The organism is Faecalicatena faecalis, from assembly GCF_012524165.2.
Lineage (GTDB): Bacteria > Bacillota > Clostridia > Lachnospirales > Lachnospiraceae > Faecalicatena_A > Faecalicatena_A faecalis.
Genome location: NZ_JABACJ020000003.1, coordinates 285820 through 303511 on the forward strand (window position 1 = coordinate 285820; position 17692 = coordinate 303511).

Here is a 17692-nt window from a genome sequence, read left to right on the forward strand (position 1 = left end):
AGGACACTCAAAATTAAATGTAACTCCTATGCCAATTCTTTTAGGAACAATCAGCTGCCATTTAGGATATTGGTATTCACCATCAGCCAAGAATCTGACCTTTACTTTATGATAACATACCTTATAAATTGTCATATTTATTATCAGTTCCAAAATGAATATTAATACAACGATATTTTCATTCATAGAATCATCAAGCATACAAATATAAAGAGTACCTATTGATATAGAAAAAATAATAGAATATACCCCTGCAAGAGCATTTTTTCTATATATACTGTCTTAATTCCTGCAGTTCCATTTTTTTAATCTGTCCATCAGACAATTTATTAATTGTTTTATTTTCTACAAAATTAAAAATTCCCGAGGCAAAGACTATCAGCAGTATAAGTGCAGCGGAGAGATAATCATCAGAATGTGTTTTCTCTATTAATGCATATAAAACAGCCAGAATCAAGAACAGATAAAGACAAGTCGGTATTTTTACATACTCCCTTAATAAAGTTTTTAAATCTTGTTTTTCAATTTGATTTGTTAAATTATAATAACTTATGAAATATATATTCAGTAAAATAATATGCCCCACAATAAACAGCGCCCAGATTAACGCATTATTATGCATTACACTGGTCAAAATGAGGAGCACTGCAATAAAAGCTCCTGACACGAACAGCCTGTTTTTTTACGATGATCTGGAATGAATATTCCAAACATAACACTTTCTAGTTAAATCACGCTTTCAAGAATTAAAAGCATTCATACCACTTCCTTGTCTAAAGATTGTTTCACTTTTCTGACAAATTGTCAACAATAATCATTCAAATAAGAAAAAATGCAAATACAAGATTTAAGTGAATAGAGCGGATATCAATCATCCGCTCTTTTACCTAATATATTTAACCATTTTGCTGCTTTTTTACAATGCGTAGTTCATATCCAAGTATGTCCAATAACCTGCAGAACGTTTTCAACGTGGGATTGCTTTCCCTCTTTTCAATCCGTGATATTACCTGTTGTCTGCTGCCTGATTCCTTTGCCAGCATGGCCTGAGTCATGTGCTGTTCATTCCTGAGCCTGATAAATTCACCTAACAGTTTATACTCAGGACGGCTCTTCTCCCATGCATCAGCAAAGTCTTTATCTCTTTTCTTTTCCTCTTCTATACATTTGTTCACATTGATTTTTGTATATGGCACGTTTATTCCCTCCATTTCATTATAAGAACCTCTTATGCAAAACTTTTTCTAAATCCTTGGCTCGTTTTATTATCACATTTTCGTCCTTTTTCTCTGTCTTATTCTTTTGCTTCTTACAGGCATGCAGAAGATAGACATTCTGCCTGTCTACTGTGATATAAAAGATTCTATTATGCTTTCTAAAATAAACTTCCCAAACTTTGCCCCTCCAGGGCTTTACCACTAATGAATCTAAATGGTCATTTTCTAATTCTTCCAAAACTGAAAAACCATCAATCTTTTCATCCCTAAGCAAGCCTCTTATATAGTCTAAAATATAATCTTTACCACCTGATGAAGTATAACTATGTATTATCATTTATTTACCACTGCGATTGCCATTCCCATTTGCATCATACAACTTTTATGTTGTAATATCAATCAATTAAATGAGGAAAGATAGCGGTAAATAAGCGCAGACTGCTTTGCTTGTTCTGTGTTCACATTAATTTCGAAAAATGGTATGTTTCTCCCCTGCTTCTCTGTGATATTCACTTGTAAACAGAAACATCCCCCAAATACACGACAGAATAATATTCCCGACTACAAAACGAGTGATATCTACCGACATAAAAGAAAAAATCGTATTATGAGCACAATGGATCATTGCAGGTATCCAGATATTTTGGGTTTTCATATAAACGTAACCTAGGAATATTGAAAGTGCCATTACTAATATAAAGCGGATTGCAGTGATTCTCCAATCCCACTTTCCTGCATAGAAAAACGGAATATGCCATAACTCCCAGATGATTCCCGTTGCTATTACCCCCATACGCTTTCCAATTCTTTTCTGTAAAAATGGCTGCAAATATCCGCGCCATCCCAACTCTTCCCCTAAGAATAGCGCCCCCTGAAACAAAAAGGAGGGAACTAAGACTAAAAGGCTGAAAAATAGTTTACTATAATCTAAATTACCACGCTGCATGACACTGATTGCAATGGTTGAGACCACTGTATAAAGGAGTAAATACTTCGCTCCTTTTCGCCCATTCCGTCCCAGATCTAACTCGGGACACGACTCCCACCCATGACTTAAAAGAATCAAAGAAGAAATGACCAATACACCAACTAAAGCTATTGTCAGCACCGTATCCTTCACGTCACCCAAAATCCCCACAAGCATAATACATGTAGCCGCCGCCAGTGTTATAATGAGAACAAGATAAAAGCTGCGGATTGTTTTCTCCTGTTTGCTCGATGCCATCTTCCCTATTGCAACACCGGCAGCCGGTGTTAACATCATATATTTGGAAATCATGCTTATGTCGCTATATATCTTGAAATGAATTAAGATACCAAAAATAATTCCTGTGCCAAATGAAACTGCCAGAAAGACTCCCATTTCTACTCTGTTCTTTTTTGAGATTATTTTCTCGTTCATCTTTCTCTCCAATCAGTCAGGTCTAGCGTATTTCCGCAACCTCATCCAGTGACCGCACCACCGTCACTCCCGGATATTCCCGTGTCTTTTCTCTGCTCACAAGAATTGGCTGTATCCCTGCTTCAAGTGCGCCCTGTACATCAGACATGTAAGAGTCCCCGATATGAACGACCTCCTCTGGCTTACAACCACTGATTTCCAACGCCTTGTCAAAAATTTCCTTATGAGGTTTATAGGCTCTTACCATATCCGCCGAAATAATTCCCGCAGGGTGGAGCCCCTTTTCCTGCATACTCTTCTTTACGTACTGCACTCCATTATTCGTAATCACATAGATTGGCAGACCACAACGCTCATGGAAGCCTTTCACATCAGGAAACAGCGGCGCATGTACCCAGAATTCTCTGAACAGCTCATGCAGTTCTTCCAAATCATCTTCAAGATGAAATTCATCCTCCAATTTTGTCAGTACCTCATCTACAATCTCTTCTTCTGTCAAATAACAATCACCATAACGGCTCTCTTCATACTCCTTCACCTGCTTCCACCAGTATGAGACAGCCTCCTGCGGGTCGTGTAGATCACTGTTTTTACAGATTCGCATCACGACCTCCTGAATCTCCTTGCCTTCTTCCTGCACCATTGTCCCTGTATAATCCATGAATACTGCTTTTATCATCTTACTTTTCCTTTCACTGCTTTTTGAGAATGAATATCCTGATTATAGCAAATCAGGATGTGCTATTACTATAACACACCCTTACTGTATATTTCATTTATTTTATTAAATCCCGATTTCTCTGATTTTTTCCACCATCATTTCTGCCATCTGCCGATGCCCTTTCTCTGTATAGTGTATTCCATCCACATCATTGACCTCAATCATTCCCTCGGGATTCAGATAATGAATCTGATTTCTCTTAGCAATCTCTTCATAATAAGGTGCCAGCATTTTACTCTTCTCTTCCGCCCCTGCCAGCATCTGATCCAAATCTGGATTATTTACACTGTGGATTGGTACAGGAGTGACAAGCAAAACCTGTGGTGCCTGAAAATCAATTCCCGCATCAGATTTTAGAATCGTCTTAACCAAGTTTTCCATGGCCACAGATACGTCAAATGCAGAGACCGAAAAACGTGTCTTCAAGTCATTCGTTCCCAGCATGATGATCACGAGATCCAGCGGTTTATGGCTGTCCAGGCAGGGAAGCAGATACTTCTTCCCATTTTTATAGTCCTCTACCGGATCATCCCAGACAGTCGTTCTTCCGCCCAGTCCCTCTTCTATCACATAGTATTCTTCACCCAGCATTTTCTGGAGAATTCCCGTCCATCTAACCTCCCTTGGATAGCGGGTCTGCAGGTCAGATTTCAGACCGTATGTATTTGAATCCCCATAACATAATATTGTTTTCATGCAATTCCTTCTTTCCAATCGTTTTATTCTGCCTTTATTTTCTTCACCTTTTCCCGGTTGGAGAAGGTATCAAAGGCAACTGCCAGAATCAATACCAAGCCCTTAACAACCTGCTGATAGTATTCTCCGATATTCATAATCGTCAGCCCTGTCCCCAGCACACCGATAATCAATGCTCCAAGAAATGCACCGGATATTTTTCCTTTTCCACCATTCACACTGACTCCACCGATGACGACCGCAGTCACGACCTCAATTTCCATTCCCAGGCCGGACGCAGGGGCACCGGAACTAATCCTTGCCATTAATATCGTGCCTGCGATACCTGCCAGAAAACCGCTGATAGAATACAGAGAAACAGTAATCTTATTCACAGATACACCTGCCAGCCGGGCTGCCTCTACATTTCCACCAATTGCATAAATGTAACGGCCGAAATAGGAACGATTCAGGATAAATCCTGCGAAGATAACGATTACCAGCATGATAATGACTGGAATCGGAATTCCTCCCACGTACCCCTGCCCGAGAGATACAACGGATTCCGGGATTTTATAGATTGGAATCCCACTTGAAATAATATAAGCAAGACCTCTTGCAACCGTCATCATGCCCAATGTGATAACAATCGCCGACACCTGCAGCCGCACAATCAGGATTCCTGTAATTGTACCGAATGCGGCTCCTACCAAAAGTGTAATCAAAATTGCCAGTACAGGCGCAATCTGTGCCTCGACCAAAAGCTTTGCACAGATGACGCCGGTCAAGCCCAGAAGTGACCCTACTGTCAGATCCATTCCTCCCGAGATGATAACAAAGGTCATACCAACGGATAAAATACTAAGTACAGCGACCTGTCTAAGAATATTGAATATATTTTTTGCAGCTAAAAATGAATCTGTCATAATTGAGAAAAATGCAACCAGTACGACAAGGATAATTACCGTGCTGAATTGTTTTAAAATATTTTTGTTCTTCATGTTATGTCCTCCCGTATTATTTCCCTGAAGCCAGATCCAGAATTTTAGCCTGGGTCGCCTCTTCTTTTGAAAGTTCTCCCGTCACTTCACCCTCATGCATTACAACAATCCTGTCTGACATGCCTAAAAGCTCCGGCATTTCGGATGAAATCATGATGATTGCCATACCCTCCGCCGCCAGTTCATTCATCAGAACATAGATTTCCTGCTTTGCACCCACATCAATTCCTCTCGTAGGCTCATCAAATATGATAATATTCGATTTACTTGCCAACGATTTTGCAAGCACTACCTTCTGCTGGTTACCGCCTGAAAGATTCTTAGTCAACTGCTCCATCGAAGGAGTCTTGATCCGTAGACGTTCAATGAACTGCCTGGATAATTCCTGATCCTTCTTTTTACTCACGATAGTTCCCTTCGAAAGTTCCTTGATGGAGATAAAAGAAATATTTTCCCGTATGGACATTTCCAGAAGGGCACCATGTTTCTTTCTATCCTCTGGTATCAGCGCAATTCCCTCCCCGATTCCATCCTTTGGGCTTGTAATGTGCGCCTTCTTTCCATTGATCCATATTTCGCCTTTTGCAATCGGATCTGCCCCGAATATGGCACGTGCCGTCTCTGTCCTTCCGGCACCAACAAGCCCGGCCAGTCCTAAGATTTCTCCTTTTCTGACATAGAAGGAAACGTCTTTTAACAACGCATGTGTATACAGATGCTTCACCTCTAAAGCAATCTCCCCGATCTGCCTCTTGGCTGACGGGAATTGCTCCTCCAGCGTCCTGCCGACCATCATATTGATCAGCTCCGGGCGACTCGTCTCTTTTGTCATTTTTGTTCCGATATACTGTCCATCCCTCATGATGGTCACCCGGTCTGAAATCCTAAAAATTTTTTCCATCCTGTGGGAAATATAAATTACGGATACCCCTTTTTCTTTCAATCTATTTACAATGCCGAACATGGCCTCAATTTCTCTCGTTGTAAGCGGGGCAGAAGGTTCATCCATGATCAGGACCTTTACCTCCCCGGAAATAGTCTTTGCGATTTCCACCATCTGCTGATAGGCAACTGTCAAACTCTTCACCGGCTGGGTGACATCAATTTCAATGCCGAACCCATCCATGATTTCTTTTGCTTTCTGATTCATAAGCTTCCGGTCAATGGTCAGCCCCTTTTTCAGCTTATGTCCCAGAAAGATATTTTCCGCGATAGATAACTCAGGAACCAGATTAAAATCCTGATAGATTACACCGATTCCCAGTTTCTGTGACAGAGCCGGCGTCATATGGTCATATTCCCTGTCTTCGAAATAAATTTTGCCTGCATTGGGCTGAATCGCGCCGGATACCGTCTTAATCAGGGTCGACTTTCCTGCACCGTTCTCCCCCATCAGCGCATGCACTTCCCCTGGATAAAACTGGACACTGATATTATCGAGTGCCTTTACACCGGGGTATTCCTTTGTAATATTTTTTAGTTCCAGTACTGCCTGCATACCTCTCCTCCTCCATCTAGCAGAGTCCTTTTTCCTAGTAAAAAATGGCGCAAAAATGGCATCGCCTTTTCATCCTGGCAATATACTCCCGAAAAAACGATGCCTTTTTAGTTTTACACCAGATTGTTTCCAATCTCATCTGTCTCTTAATATGTCTGTCCTTAGCCATGGACATCCATTCGTTAGATCCTATTTTATATAGTCTTTGATGTTCTCCGGTGTCACTGCAACCAGTTCCTGATTGAAGTCCTTCTCCACATCCTCGCCCTTGATGACCTTCACACAAGTCTCGACCAGTTGTCTTCCTGTTGCTGTCGGATTCTGATCCACAGTGAACTGATAGATTGTTCCTTCCGAAATCTTGTTCAATGCTTCCTCTGTTGCATCTACGCCAGCGATGATATATTTCTTTGGATCTGTCATGCCATTTGCCTTAAACGCCTCGTAAGCACCAAGTGCTGCACCATCGCTGACACCACATACAATTCTTAAGTCAGGATTTGCCTGCAGGAAGTTCTCGGTCGCTGTCATACCTTCTGACTGGTCAGCCGCTGTTGCATCTGCAACAAACTTTACATTCGGTGCATTCTCTGCTACACCTTCCATGATTCCGACCTTCCTCTGGATGACAGATTCCAGAAGATCATAGTTCAAAGTTGCGGCCTCGATCTTCTCGTCTGTTCCCCAGTTATCAGCAATCCATTTACCAACTGCAAGTCCCTGTGTATAACCGAGCTGATATTCATCAGCACCGATATAAGCATCGTATCCCTCTACTTTAGAGGTATGACAGATTACTGCGATACCTGCCTCTTTTGCTTCCTTGATGACCGGAGCTACGGCCTCTGTATCTACTGCTGTCACAATAATTCCATCCACCCCTGCGGAAATAAAGTTCTCCAGTGCTGCTACCTGAGTCTCAGAGGAATTGTCCGCGTCATTTACGATCAGTTCGCCGCCGAGCTCGTCCACTGCTGCCTGTGCAGAATCTACCATGTCGATAAAAAATTGGCCTGACATTGTAAGAACAGAAATACCAATTTTATATCCGTCTTCTTTCGCATCATCCTCTTTTGCTGTATCAGAGGCAGACCCTTTGTCTTTGCTGTCTCCTCCATTGCTTCCACATCCGACCACCAGGCTGGCTGCCATTGCTGCACATAACATCACACTTAATATTCTTTTCTTCATTCTGTTTCCTCCCTATTCAAAAGTACTTGGCTTTATATTCACCTTTTCCAGAGGTATGCCGGCCAAGCCTTAGGAAAAGGGAAATATCAGTTTGTCGTTTCTCTCACGATGAGTTCTCCGTCGAATACAATATGGTCCTCCATCTCTCTGCCCTCGATTTTGGCAATCACAATCTCAGCAGCCTTCTGGCCCATCCTTCGGATCGGCTGGCTGATCGTGGTAAGCGGAGGCTCGATCATCTCACTTAAAGAAATATTATCAAACCCTACGATATTCATATCTTCTGGAATTCTTACACCCTTTTTTAAAAGACGCTGTACGCATCCGATTGCAAGGGTATCGATGGCAGCAAGTATGGCATCCGGTCTTTCTTCTAAGTTCATATAATACTCTGCCGCTTCTTGTCCTAGCTTAATGTAATCCGGTTCCTTATTTTGGGTAATCCGGTAGACAAACTCCTCGCGGTATGGCAGACCGCAGTCCTTAAGCCCCTGCAGATAGCCTTCATACCGTTCCTCTATGACACTGATATCACTTGTATTTCTGATATAACCAATCTTGTGCTTTCCATGCTCGTGCAGGTAATGAACTGCCGTACGGTTGCACTTAAATCCATCTGTATAAACATAAGCCACATCATCATTTTCTGAAAAAAGTTTATTCATAAAAACGACCGGAAGCTGCTTTGATAATTTCTTCAGATAATCCAGCATTGCCTCGCTGTTTGAATAAGTATTGTAGATGATCCCGTCTACTTTCCGCTTCAACAGTTCCTTCGTATACTCTACTTCGGCATTGGCATGCCGTTCTGTATTACATACGAGTACCATGTAGCCATATTCCAGGGCAACATCCTCCACCCCGCGGAACATCTCACTGTAGAATATATTTGTATATTCGGGAACCATCATCGCAATGGTCTTCGTCCGGCCTGTGCGGATCCCTTGTGCAAAATAGCTGGGAGAATACTTCAGTTCTTTGATTGCTTTCTCCACAGCAATCCTTGTCTCTTCTTTGACCCCGTCTTCTCCGTTCAAAACACGGGACACGGTTGACTTTGATACTCCTGCCGCCTTAGCGACATCAAAAATTGTGCTCATATGCGAACTTCCTTTCATGTGCTTTGTCTTCCATTATACAAGAATGTCCGCTTGTTTACCATAACAGTTGTTTAGGGAACGTTCCCATAACAGAGTAAAAAAAATAACTTTTATTTTATCTATACTATTTGTATTTATAACATCTCACTCTCTACATCTCTTTTTAGGGAACGTTCCCATTTCTTGATTCAAATATACTATCTGCACTTTGATTTGTCAACGTTATTTTTTCTTTTTGTATGCCTTCACAAACTTTTCGTTTGCTTTTTATACATATTACACAAAAATACAGAATCTGTTTTCAGAGTATTCTCCTCCAAAAATTCACAGATTCTGCATTATTCCATACTCAGCACCAGCTATTACATCGGCTTAAGATTTCTGTTCAGCCGATCGACCATCCATTTCATCCGGCTCTCACGCCCGGCATCTGTTTTTGCATCATAATACGCACGTGTGTAAGTCTTCTTTACGGAAGGAGACATTGCCAGGAAATTCGTATATGCTGGCTCATATGACTTCAACAAGTCCGATAGAACGGCTATCTGCTCATCTGTAATAGCTGGTGCTTTCGGCTTGTCCCATTGGCCGTTCTTCTTAGCTTCCTCAATCTTTGCCCTGCCAAAGTCAGTCATCTTCCCCTGCTTCTCAAGCTGTGCAGCCAATTTTTTATTCTTCTCTGACCACATGCTATTGGCCCGTCTCATGGAAAAATATTTCTTATAGGACGTATCGCCAATGCTTTGCATCTGACCATCGATCCATCCGAAGCACAAGGCTTCTTCCAGAGCGTCATTCGCAGAAAGTGTAACTGGTCCATTCTTCTTTCCAAAAAGCAGCCATACGCCATCAGTAGTGGTACTATTCTTCTCTAACCATGCGCGAAATTCCATTCTATCTGAAAACCTCAGCATATCATTCATATTCTACCTCCGTAATCATTTTCTTATAACTATAATATCACATATATCACTGTATCGCTGCTTTATTTATCCCTGATAAACTTACAGGGGCACCATGATCTGCTAAATCATGATGCCCCTTCCCTGATAATTCTTTTCTGCTTTTACACAGCCCACTCATACTTCCCGCGTTCTCCCACACGGTAGAAATCTGCATAGCTAATCTTAAAAATATCTTTTTGAATCCCACTGACATCAATCTGATTTTTAATCAGATACTGCCAGGTCCCGGCATGGGAGATTTCTCCCTGGAGCAGGATTCCTTCTATTTTTCCATCCTTTATTATCGCTCTTTTATACTGCCTCTGATCCTCGCAGACCACAATCTCATCGCCCTCTTCCTGGCAGATGCGGCCCACGCACAGGCTTAAAAGTCCAAAGAAATTGATGGTATTCTTCATGGCAAAACGGTCCGTATACTCGGTAGGAACACCGCACATATTCTTACCAGCGATGCGCCCCTGGTCCGCCGCATTCGGCCAGATTCCAGAAAGTCCGGTGATGTCTCCGGCCGCATAGATATCCTGCTGGCTGGTCTTAAGATAAGAATCCACGCTGACACCACGGTCACAGAGAATTCCACTGCCATCCAGATAGCCGACGGATGCCCGTACGCCTGCTGCCACGATGATCATGTCACAGGCTGCTTTTTCTTCATTGTCCAGTATGACCTCATGAATCTTCCCGTCCGCTCCACACTGTGCCTGGCAGGCTTTTCTTCCGAGTAGAAAGCGCACACCTGCCTGCTCAAATAATCTCTGGTAGCTCTTCGCCCCATGGGCATCCAACTGTACCGGAAGAATCTGAGGTGCCATCTCCACGATGGTAATCTTCTTCCCTCTCTCAAGCAGTCCGTATGCCGCGTCAAGCCCTACCAGACCTGATCCGATGATCAGCACGTTTTCCGCCTGCTCAGCTTCTTTTACGATTGCCTGGGCATCACACAGATTGCGCAGACCATATACATTCGATGCTTTCCTTAACTCTCCGACAGGAGGGATGCAGCTATCAGATCCATTCGCCAGAAGCAGCCTGTCATAGCCGACACGCTCTTTCGTCTCCAACACAATTTCTTTCTCCTGTGGACATACCTGAATGACTCTTACACCGCTTTTCCACTGAACATTGTACTTCTCAAAAAAGTCTTCTTCTGTAAAGTCCAGGCTTTTTTCATCCCGCTCTCCCGCAAGAAATTTGTGGAGCATACACCGGGAATGAATCTGTGTATCTGCAGAAATCATCAGGATATCTGCACGTTCATCCAAAGCCCGGATGGTCTTTGCCGCCTCCACACCTGCGACACCGGCGCCTATAATCACATGCTTCATATCTTACACCTCCTCCACATAAATCGCTTTTTTCGGACAGGAGGCTACACAGGACGGCTCTCCGCCGGCGTTGACACAGAAGTCACACTTGATGACCTTACTCTTGGTGAACCGGTCGGGCTTTAATACCCCATATGGACAGTTCATCACACACATAAAACAGGAACCACAGCGTGTCTCATCGTAAAATACGTGCCCGCTTACTTCATCCTTTCTCAGTGCCCCGCTCATACAGGATTTCACACATTCTGGATCATCGCAGTGGCGGCAGAACAGCGGTTTGTAACGTCCCTTATCATCCTTTAAAATAAAATTGCGTGACTCATTTTCAGGGTCCCCAAGATCCAGATCATAGATCGTTCCCGGAGTTTTCCTGTGTGCCTGCATACAGGCTGCCGTACAGTTCTTACAGCCATCGCATTTTTCATAATCGACCATAATACGTTTCATTTTCTCCGCCCCTTTCTATATCTGGAGTCCCTGACGTTTTTCCAGAATAATCTGTTCCAGGATATCGGCAGATTCTTTTGCATCTGGATTAATGATCACCTGTCCGCCAGTCAGCTCCTTCATATCTTCTGTCAACACCTTTACAGCCGTCTTACTGCCTGTCATGAACGGCGGCAGCCCTAAGTGAAGCGGAAGTCCCAGTGACAATCCGTAGCATCCGTCAGCCAGAGCCTGCTCTTCCAGCCACTGTGCGGCGGAGAGAACAAGTGGGAGCTGAGGAAGGTCGACGCCCAGTTCTTCTGCCAGTTCTGTTGCCACGATCTCCAGACGTCCGATTGCAAGGCACGGTCCAAAATTCAATACAGGAGGGATGCCCAGGCTCTCACAGACTGCTCGCAGCTTCGGTCCGGCATACTTAGCCGCCTCCGGTGTCATCAGCCCGCAGTTTTCGATTCCACCTGAAGAACATCCGGCCGTCAGGACGATGATATCCCTGGAAATCAGTTCCTTCACAAGGTCTACAGTCAGTACATCGTGTCCTCCTGCAGTCAGATTCGAACATCCGACAACACCTGCCACACCTTTGATATCTCCTGACACAATCAGATCGATCAGTGGTTTCCATGTCCCTCCGAGGAAATTTTTCAAAGAAACTTCACTGACACCGGTCAATGTATTCTCATATCCATGATCCTTCATCAGATTCAACGGAACACTGCCGCGGCGTGCACTGTAAGCCTCGATCACTTCATCAATGATCTCCTCTGTCACGGCCGGACGGTTCTCAAAATCAAATTCCTTTAATTCCGCATTCGCCTTTTTCGCTACATTATCGATACAGATCTGCTTAATCTTTAGTTCATCACAGATCGGCTCGATTCCGGGCAGTGTACAATTAAACTCAGAAATGACAGCATCGATCCCGCCTGTCGCCAGGATGGCCTCACTCGTGTAATTATTCCCTGCGTGTCCGTCAAAGATTTCGGTATAATGCGCACCGCGAAGCTGCAGATCCTGTCCAACACAGGTACAGCCTACCAGCTTGAAGCCCTTTGCTCCTGCCTTCTTCGCCTTTTCAATCACATCAGGCTCTGTCAGGCGGTCCTGCAGGAAGGTAAACATGGAATGCTGATGTCCCGTAATCATAATATTGATATAATCTGGATTGATCACACGCAGCCCTACCGGAGCAAAACGAATCTCAGGCTCTCCCAGCACCACATCATTCAGCAGATTTGTGAGGACCAGACCATATATTCCAGTGGAAATCCCCAGCTTCAGGCAATCCAGCAGCATATTGACAGGATCAGAGTTCAGATTCGTGGAGCATTTTACGACGCCGTGGAATACCTCTGACTTTGCGCCGCCGGGCAGGATGCCAAGCTCCTTCCATTTTTTATAGCGAGGTGCATACGCCATCTTTTCTGTAAGCTGCATCTTCTCATATTCCGGCAGATAAAGATCCCTTAGCACCGCATCCGCTACTGCCTCCGCTCTTTTATGTACATCCTCCTCGTCAATACCGAAAATAGAAGCAAGACGATTCAGTGTATTGATTCCTTTGATTTCCCCTTTTGTCTTAGCTACATTCTTCACATTCAGGGCTGTATTCTCCACAATATGTATGTAGCAGCCGGAGCCGGAAGCAACTGCTCTGAGGAAATTCCTTGCCACGATCGTATCCGCATTTGCACCACAGATTCCTCTCGGCGCCTCTGGTGTAATCCTGCACGGTCCATTCGCGCACAGCCTGCAGCATACCCCCTGAAGTCCGAACGCACATTTCGTACTCTGTCCTTCCACACGGTGATGGGATGTCTCCATCGGCAGATCTGCGATAAATCCTTCCAACGGTTTATCTGCACTCTTACATGTGCTGCATCCATAACATTGATTCATAATCGTACCTCCTTAAATATGACTTTTTTAGTCCACTTTTAATTTATAAAAATTCCCCCTGGCAATCAAGGGGTTATTTTACTACCTTGAGTATACTGATATATTCATAATCAGCCTGCTGCGCTAAAACAAATCTGAAAGCCTGCGCGCCTTTAACTCTTCCACCAGAACCTTCTGGATCTTCACGAGCTCTCCATGTACCCGGCACCCGCCCGCCTTTGTGTTCCTACTGCAGGTCTCTCTTAAACAGGTCATGATCAGAGGCTCCTCATCCACAGCCGTCACAACATCATATAGATCCATCTCTTCCAAAGGCTTCTTTAAGTAACAGCCGCCAGATGCACCGCGCTCTACTCCCACAAGCCCTGCATCCTGAAGCTTGCGTAATATCTTGTATGCAAATGCCTCGGGAATCTCTTCCTCCCTGCACATATCCTTTACCGTATGTTTTGCTCCATCCTTCATAGAACGCATCATCCGAATCGCATAATCATTCTCTCTCGTTAAAAGCATAGGTCCACCTCTTATCTTTGTTAATATTTTAGCATAGTGGACTTTTTTTGTCAACTTTACCCAATTGTGGAAATCTACTGAAATCCATCCATAAAATATAGTACATTTTACAGACAGACATCGCTTATAACAACGATTGTCATGCTAATTGAAACTTTTTTCTTGACAGTTTATCTCTGACTGCTATATGATGAATTTAAGAAAACAATTATCAATTTCATTCATTATTTCACAAGGGACTGTCTTTTTCTTTATTACATCTGTCTCTGCTTCATATGAAAGCAAATCTCAGATCCCTCCCCCCTACATCACAGTATAAGCTTTGCTTCACTCATTTATTGATTCAATCGTCTCATGGGCGTTGAATATACAGTTACAAAGAAAGGAGTAAGAAGATGAACGAAAATTACAGAAAACTCACAAATGAAGTAGGTGCACCTGTTGCCGATAATGAGAACTCCATTACTGCTGGGCCAAGAGGACCGGTTATGATGCAGGATGTCTGGCTCTTAGAAAAGCTGGCTCATTTTGACCGTGAAGTCATCCCGGAACGCAGGATGCATGCAAAGGGTTGGGGCGCTTACGGCAAATTCACTGTAACACATGATATTACACAATATACCAAGGCCAAGGTCTTCTCCGAAATCGGCAAAGAAACGGAGGTTTTTGTCCGCTTTTCTACTGTAGCTGGTGAGCGCGGTGCGGCTGATGCGGAGCGTGATATCCGCGGTGTTGCCATCAAATTCTATACAGAAGAAGGCAACTGGGATCTGGTAGGCAATAATACACCGACCTTCTTTATCCGCGATGTACATAACTTCCCTGATCTGAACCGTGCGGTCAAGCGCGATCCTTATACCGGTATGCGTAATCCGCAGAACAACTGGGACTTCTGGACATTGCTTCCAGAGTGTTTCCATCAGCTTACAGTGGTAATGTCTGACCGCGGAATTCCTGATGGTTTCCGTCACATGCATCTATACGGCGAGCATACCTTCTCTTTCTATAACGAGAAAAATGAACGGGTCTGGTGCAAATTCCATTTCAAGACTCAGCAGGGCATCAAGAACCTGACAGATGAGGAAGCTGAGGCCATCAATGGAAAAGACCGTGAAAGCGCAGGACATGACCTGTTTGATGCCATTTTGCGCGGGGATTATCCGAAGTGGACCATGTATGTTCAAATCATGACCGAAGAACAGGCAAAGAACCACTATGAAAATCCATTCGACATCACAAAGATATGGCGGCATGCGGAATTCCCACTGATCGAGGTGGGCGAGCTGGAATTGAACCGCTGGCCGGAGAATTATTTTGCAGAGGTAGAGCAGGCAGCCTTTACTCCGGCACACGTCGTACCGGGCATCGGCTTCTCACCGGACAAGTTCCTGCAGGGACGCCTGTTCGTATACGGTGATGCCCAGCGTTACCGGCTCGGTGTTAATCACAACCTGATTCCTGTAAATCAGGCAAAAGGCGTCAAAAATGGCGTCGCAGATTACCACCGTGACGGCGCTATGCGTACCGATGGAAACTACGGCAGTGCCCCTGCCTACAGTCCCAACTCCCTCGGTGTCTGGACTGCACAGCCAGAAGTCATGGAACCGCCTCTTGACCTGGAAGGTGCAATGTGGAACTATGACCCGAAAGACGACCCGACAAATGACGATTTTCGTGCAGGCGGCGATCTGTGGCGTGTTATGACCGAGGACAAGAAAGAACTTCTCATCAAAAATACGGCTGCAAATATCGCACCTGTCACAGAAAATATCAAGTACCGTCATGCAGTACACTGCTATCTTGCAGACCCAGAATATGGTGAGTGCGCAACAAAGGCAATGGGACTTGATCTTGACAGAGTAAAAGAACTTTCCAAACTCAGCAACAGTGAGCTCAACAGAGTGACCACCCCTTAAGCAGCTTTCGAGGAAAAGGCGCGGATTTAACTACCGCGCCTTTTTCGTCTCCTTTTTCAATTCACCTGTCTTATCTTTACCAATAAAATTTTACTTAAACAACGCTTTCACAAAGCGCTCTCCGACTATAATGCCTCACCGAGAATCTCTTTTAAATCCTCCTCTGGAGTCTTGATTGGAGCGATTTTGTAATGATCCACTAAAAGTTCCAGCACATTCTTAGAAACAAAGGCCGGTAGTGTAGGGCCCAGCTTGATATTCTGAATGCCCAGATGCAGCAGTGTCAGAAGGATACATACCGCTTTTTGTTCATACCATGACAGAATCATTGACAGAGGAAGCTCGTTGACACTACATTCGAAAGCCTCTGCCAGTGCAATGGCAACCTTGATCGCGCTATAGGCATCATTACACTGTCCCATATCCATCAGTCTCGGCAGAGCTCCGATTGTTCCCAGATCTAAGTCATTAAATCTATACTTTCCGCAAGCCAGTGTTAAGATTACAGTATCCTTTGGAGCCAGCTTCACAAAATCTGTATAATAGCTTCTTCCCGGCCGTGCGCCGTCACAGCCTCCCACTAAGAAGAAATGGCGAATCGCCCCTGACTTCACAGCCTCAACCACCTGGTCGGCAGCCCCAAGTACAGTTTCATGTCCAAAACCAGTGAGCAGCGTCTTACCTCCATTAATCCCTGTAAACTCCCGATTCTCCTTAAAACCTCCCAATTCAAGCGCCTTTTCGATTACCGCAGAAAAATCCTTTTCTTTGCCGATATGCACCATCTCAGGGTAAGAAACGACTTCTGTTGTAAATACCCGGTCCGCATAACTCTCTTTCACTGGCATCAGACAGTTCGTCGTGTATAGAATCGGTGCCGGAAGATTTGCAAATTCCTTCTGCTGATTCTGCCATGCCGTCCCAAAGTTTCCTTTGAGATGAGGGTACTTCTTTAATTCAGGATATGCATGGGCCGGCAGCATTTCCCCATGAGTATAGATATGAATTCCTTTTCCTTCTGTCTGCTCAAGCAGAAGTTTAAGATCCAAAAGATCATGTCCCGTAATCACGATAAATGGTCCCTTTTCCACTGTCATAGACACTTCCGTCGGTACAGGAGTCCCAAAGGTCTGTGTATTTGCAAGATCCAGCAGCTCCATACACTCTAAGTTCATCTCACCGACTTCCATCACGACCGGAAGTAAATCTTCCATAGACCAGTCCTCTGCCAGCACATAAAGTGCCTTATAAAAGAACTCATTCACTCTTTTATTGGTATAGCCCAATACCAGAGCATGGTATGCATAGGCCGCCATCCCCCGAATTCCAAATAAAATCAGGGACTTCAGCGAGCGGATATCTTCCTGTGCCTCCCATATAAAGGACATCTCATAATCGTCTGTATTTCCACATCTAGCCATACATCCTGCGCACCCAGGAACGATACTTGCTTTTTCCTCCCTCACTCTTTTAATCATATCTAACAGTGTATCATCATTAAAATTCACATTTGTCACTGTCGTAAACAGACCTTCCAGAATCAGGCGGTCTGTCCTATCTGTCTTAGGGTTTGCAGCGCAGACACGCGCAAGCCCGATCAGTGCCCCCGTCAATTCATCCTGAAGTCTCGCATTTACCGCACTCTTACCACAAACGCCTGACTTTCCTGTACATCCTGAGCATCCAGCTGTCTGCTCACATTGAAAACAAAACATTTTATCACTCATATCATCCATCTCCTTGACTCCTATTATTTACAGCTAGTTCCTTTTCACTTATTTTACGGATTCAGTATATTACATTCTTTGTTTTATGTATG

General features: G+C 44.1%; 17 protein-coding genes. 1 reads left to right on the forward strand and 16 read right to left on the reverse strand.

The features are described 5' to 3' along the window. Window positions 1-268: 268 nt before the first annotated feature. The 15 genes from HGO97_RS05625 to HGO97_RS05695 form a co-directional block, all read right to left on the reverse strand. Window positions 269-667 (reverse strand): hypothetical protein, encoded by a 399-nt coding sequence (locus tag HGO97_RS05625; RefSeq protein WP_216240205.1) that lies wholly within the window; start codon window positions 665-667, stop codon window positions 269-271. A 229-nt stretch (window positions 668-896) separates the two neighbouring features. Beyond that, window positions 897-1196, reverse strand: coding sequence for a helix-turn-helix domain-containing protein (locus HGO97_RS23985; RefSeq protein ID WP_216240207.1), 300 nt, complete (start codon window positions 1194-1196; stop codon window positions 897-899). A 19-nt stretch (window positions 1197-1215) separates the two neighbouring features. Beyond that, a complete protein-coding gene (locus HGO97_RS05635) occupies window positions 1216-1554 on the reverse strand; it encodes a type II toxin-antitoxin system RelE/ParE family toxin (protein ID WP_216240208.1) in 339 nt (112 codons plus the stop codon). Between the two features lie 126 nt (window positions 1555-1680). Continuing rightward, a complete protein-coding gene (locus HGO97_RS05640) occupies window positions 1681-2619 on the reverse strand; it encodes a CPBP family intramembrane glutamic endopeptidase (RefSeq protein ID WP_216240209.1) in 939 nt (312 codons plus the stop codon). A 22-nt stretch (window positions 2620-2641) separates the two neighbouring features. Then, on the reverse strand, window positions 2642-3298 hold the full coding sequence (locus HGO97_RS05645) for an HAD family hydrolase (RefSeq protein ID WP_216240210.1): 657 nt from the start codon (window positions 3296-3298) through the stop codon (window positions 2642-2644). A gap of 105 nt (window positions 3299-3403) precedes the next feature. Further along, the gene (locus HGO97_RS05650) at window positions 3404-4036 is read right to left on the reverse strand and encodes an SGNH/GDSL hydrolase family protein (protein ID WP_216240211.1); all 633 of its coding nucleotides are present in this window, start codon (window positions 4034-4036) and stop codon (window positions 3404-3406) included. Window positions 4037-4059: 23 nt separating this feature from the next. Continuing rightward, the gene (locus tag HGO97_RS05655) at window positions 4060-5016 is read right to left on the reverse strand and encodes an ABC transporter permease (RefSeq protein WP_216240212.1); all 957 of its coding nucleotides are present in this window, start codon (window positions 5014-5016) and stop codon (window positions 4060-4062) included. 16 nt (window positions 5017-5032) lie between these two features. Beyond that, window positions 5033-6514, reverse strand: coding sequence for a sugar ABC transporter ATP-binding protein (locus tag HGO97_RS05660; protein WP_216240213.1), 1482 nt, complete (start codon window positions 6512-6514; stop codon window positions 5033-5035). A gap of 189 nt (window positions 6515-6703) precedes the next feature. Then, window positions 6704-7705, reverse strand: a complete 1002-nt coding sequence (locus HGO97_RS05665; protein WP_216240214.1) for a sugar ABC transporter substrate-binding protein — start codon at window positions 7703-7705, stop codon at window positions 6704-6706. Window positions 7706-7791: 86 nt separating this feature from the next. Further along, window positions 7792-8805: a LacI family DNA-binding transcriptional regulator gene (locus HGO97_RS05670; protein ID WP_216240215.1), complete on the reverse strand. Its 1014-nt coding sequence runs from the start codon at window positions 8803-8805 to the stop codon at window positions 7792-7794. Between the two features lie 362 nt (window positions 8806-9167). Continuing rightward, window positions 9168-9728 carry a YdeI/OmpD-associated family protein gene (locus HGO97_RS05675; RefSeq protein ID WP_216240217.1) on the reverse strand — a complete coding sequence of 187 codons (561 nt, stop codon included), beginning with the start codon at window positions 9726-9728 and terminating at the stop codon, window positions 9168-9170. Window positions 9729-9871: 143 nt separating this feature from the next. Beyond that, window positions 9872-11095 (reverse strand): NAD(P)/FAD-dependent oxidoreductase, encoded by a 1224-nt coding sequence (locus HGO97_RS05680; protein WP_216240219.1) that lies wholly within the window; start codon window positions 11093-11095, stop codon window positions 9872-9874. Window positions 11096-11098: 3 nt separating this feature from the next. Next, entirely contained in the window at window positions 11099-11545 is a 447-nt protein-coding gene (locus HGO97_RS05685) for a 4Fe-4S dicluster domain-containing protein (RefSeq protein ID WP_216240220.1), read from the reverse strand. A 15-nt stretch (window positions 11546-11560) separates the two neighbouring features. Beyond that, entirely contained in the window at window positions 11561-13444 is a 1884-nt protein-coding gene (gene cooS, locus HGO97_RS05690; RefSeq protein ID WP_216240221.1) for an anaerobic carbon-monoxide dehydrogenase catalytic subunit, read from the reverse strand. A 123-nt stretch (window positions 13445-13567) separates the two neighbouring features. Beyond that, window positions 13568-13957 carry an RrF2 family transcriptional regulator gene (locus HGO97_RS05695; protein WP_216240222.1) on the reverse strand — a complete coding sequence of 130 codons (390 nt, stop codon included), beginning with the start codon at window positions 13955-13957 and terminating at the stop codon, window positions 13568-13570. 395 nt (window positions 13958-14352) lie between these two features. Here HGO97_RS05695 and HGO97_RS05700 point away from each other — a divergent pair, with 395 nt between their 5' ends. Next, a complete protein-coding gene (locus HGO97_RS05700; protein WP_216240223.1) occupies window positions 14353-15873 on the forward strand; it encodes a catalase in 1521 nt (506 codons plus the stop codon). 125 nt (window positions 15874-15998) lie between these two features. Here the strand turns inward: HGO97_RS05700 and hcp are convergent, their stop codons facing one another. Next, window positions 15999-17600 (reverse strand): hydroxylamine reductase, encoded by a 1602-nt coding sequence (gene hcp, locus HGO97_RS05705; protein ID WP_216240224.1) that lies wholly within the window; start codon window positions 17598-17600, stop codon window positions 15999-16001. Window positions 17601-17692 lie beyond the last annotated feature (92 nt).

Excerpts from the sequence above, each read along its gene's own strand:
- HGO97_RS05635 (WP_216240208.1), bottom strand. The coding sequence starts at position 1,554 with ATGATAATACATAGTTATACTTCATCAGGTGGTAAAGATTATATTTTA.
- HGO97_RS05640 (WP_216240209.1), bottom strand. The coding sequence starts at position 2,619 with ATGAACGAGAAAATAATCTCAAAAAAGAACAGAGTAGAAATGGGAGTC.
- HGO97_RS05645 (WP_216240210.1), bottom strand. The coding sequence starts at position 3,298 with ATGATAAAAGCAGTATTCATGGATTATACAGGGACAATGGTGCAGGAA.
- HGO97_RS05650 (WP_216240211.1), bottom strand. The coding sequence starts at position 4,036 with ATGAAAACAATATTATGTTATGGGGATTCAAATACATACGGTCTGAAA.
- HGO97_RS05655 (WP_216240212.1), bottom strand. The coding sequence starts at position 5,016 with ATGAAGAACAAAAATATTTTAAAACAATTCAGCACGGTAATTATCCTT.
- HGO97_RS05660 (WP_216240213.1), bottom strand. The coding sequence starts at position 6,514 with ATGCAGGCAGTACTGGAACTAAAAAATATTACAAAGGAATACCCCGGT.
- HGO97_RS05665 (WP_216240214.1), bottom strand. The coding sequence starts at position 7,705 with ATGAAGAAAAGAATATTAAGTGTGATGTTATGTGCAGCAATGGCAGCC.
- HGO97_RS05670 (WP_216240215.1), bottom strand. The coding sequence starts at position 8,805 with ATGAGCACAATTTTTGATGTCGCTAAGGCGGCAGGAGTATCAAAGTCA.
- HGO97_RS05675 (WP_216240217.1), bottom strand. The coding sequence starts at position 9,728 with ATGAATGATATGCTGAGGTTTTCAGATAGAATGGAATTTCGCGCATGG.
- HGO97_RS05680 (WP_216240219.1), bottom strand. The coding sequence starts at position 11,095 with ATGAAGCATGTGATTATAGGCGCCGGTGTCGCAGGTGTGGAGGCGGCA.
- HGO97_RS05685 (WP_216240220.1), bottom strand. The coding sequence starts at position 11,545 with ATGAAACGTATTATGGTCGATTATGAAAAATGCGATGGCTGTAAGAAC.
- cooS (WP_216240221.1), bottom strand. The coding sequence starts at position 13,444 with ATGAATCAATGTTATGGATGCAGCACATGTAAGAGTGCAGATAAACCG.
- HGO97_RS05695 (WP_216240222.1), bottom strand. The coding sequence starts at position 13,957 with ATGCTTTTAACGAGAGAGAATGATTATGCGATTCGGATGATGCGTTCT.
- HGO97_RS05700 (WP_216240223.1), top strand. The coding sequence starts at position 14,353 with ATGAACGAAAATTACAGAAAACTCACAAATGAAGTAGGTGCACCTGTT.
- hcp (WP_216240224.1), bottom strand. The coding sequence starts at position 17,600 with ATGAGTGATAAAATGTTTTGTTTTCAATGTGAGCAGACAGCTGGATGC.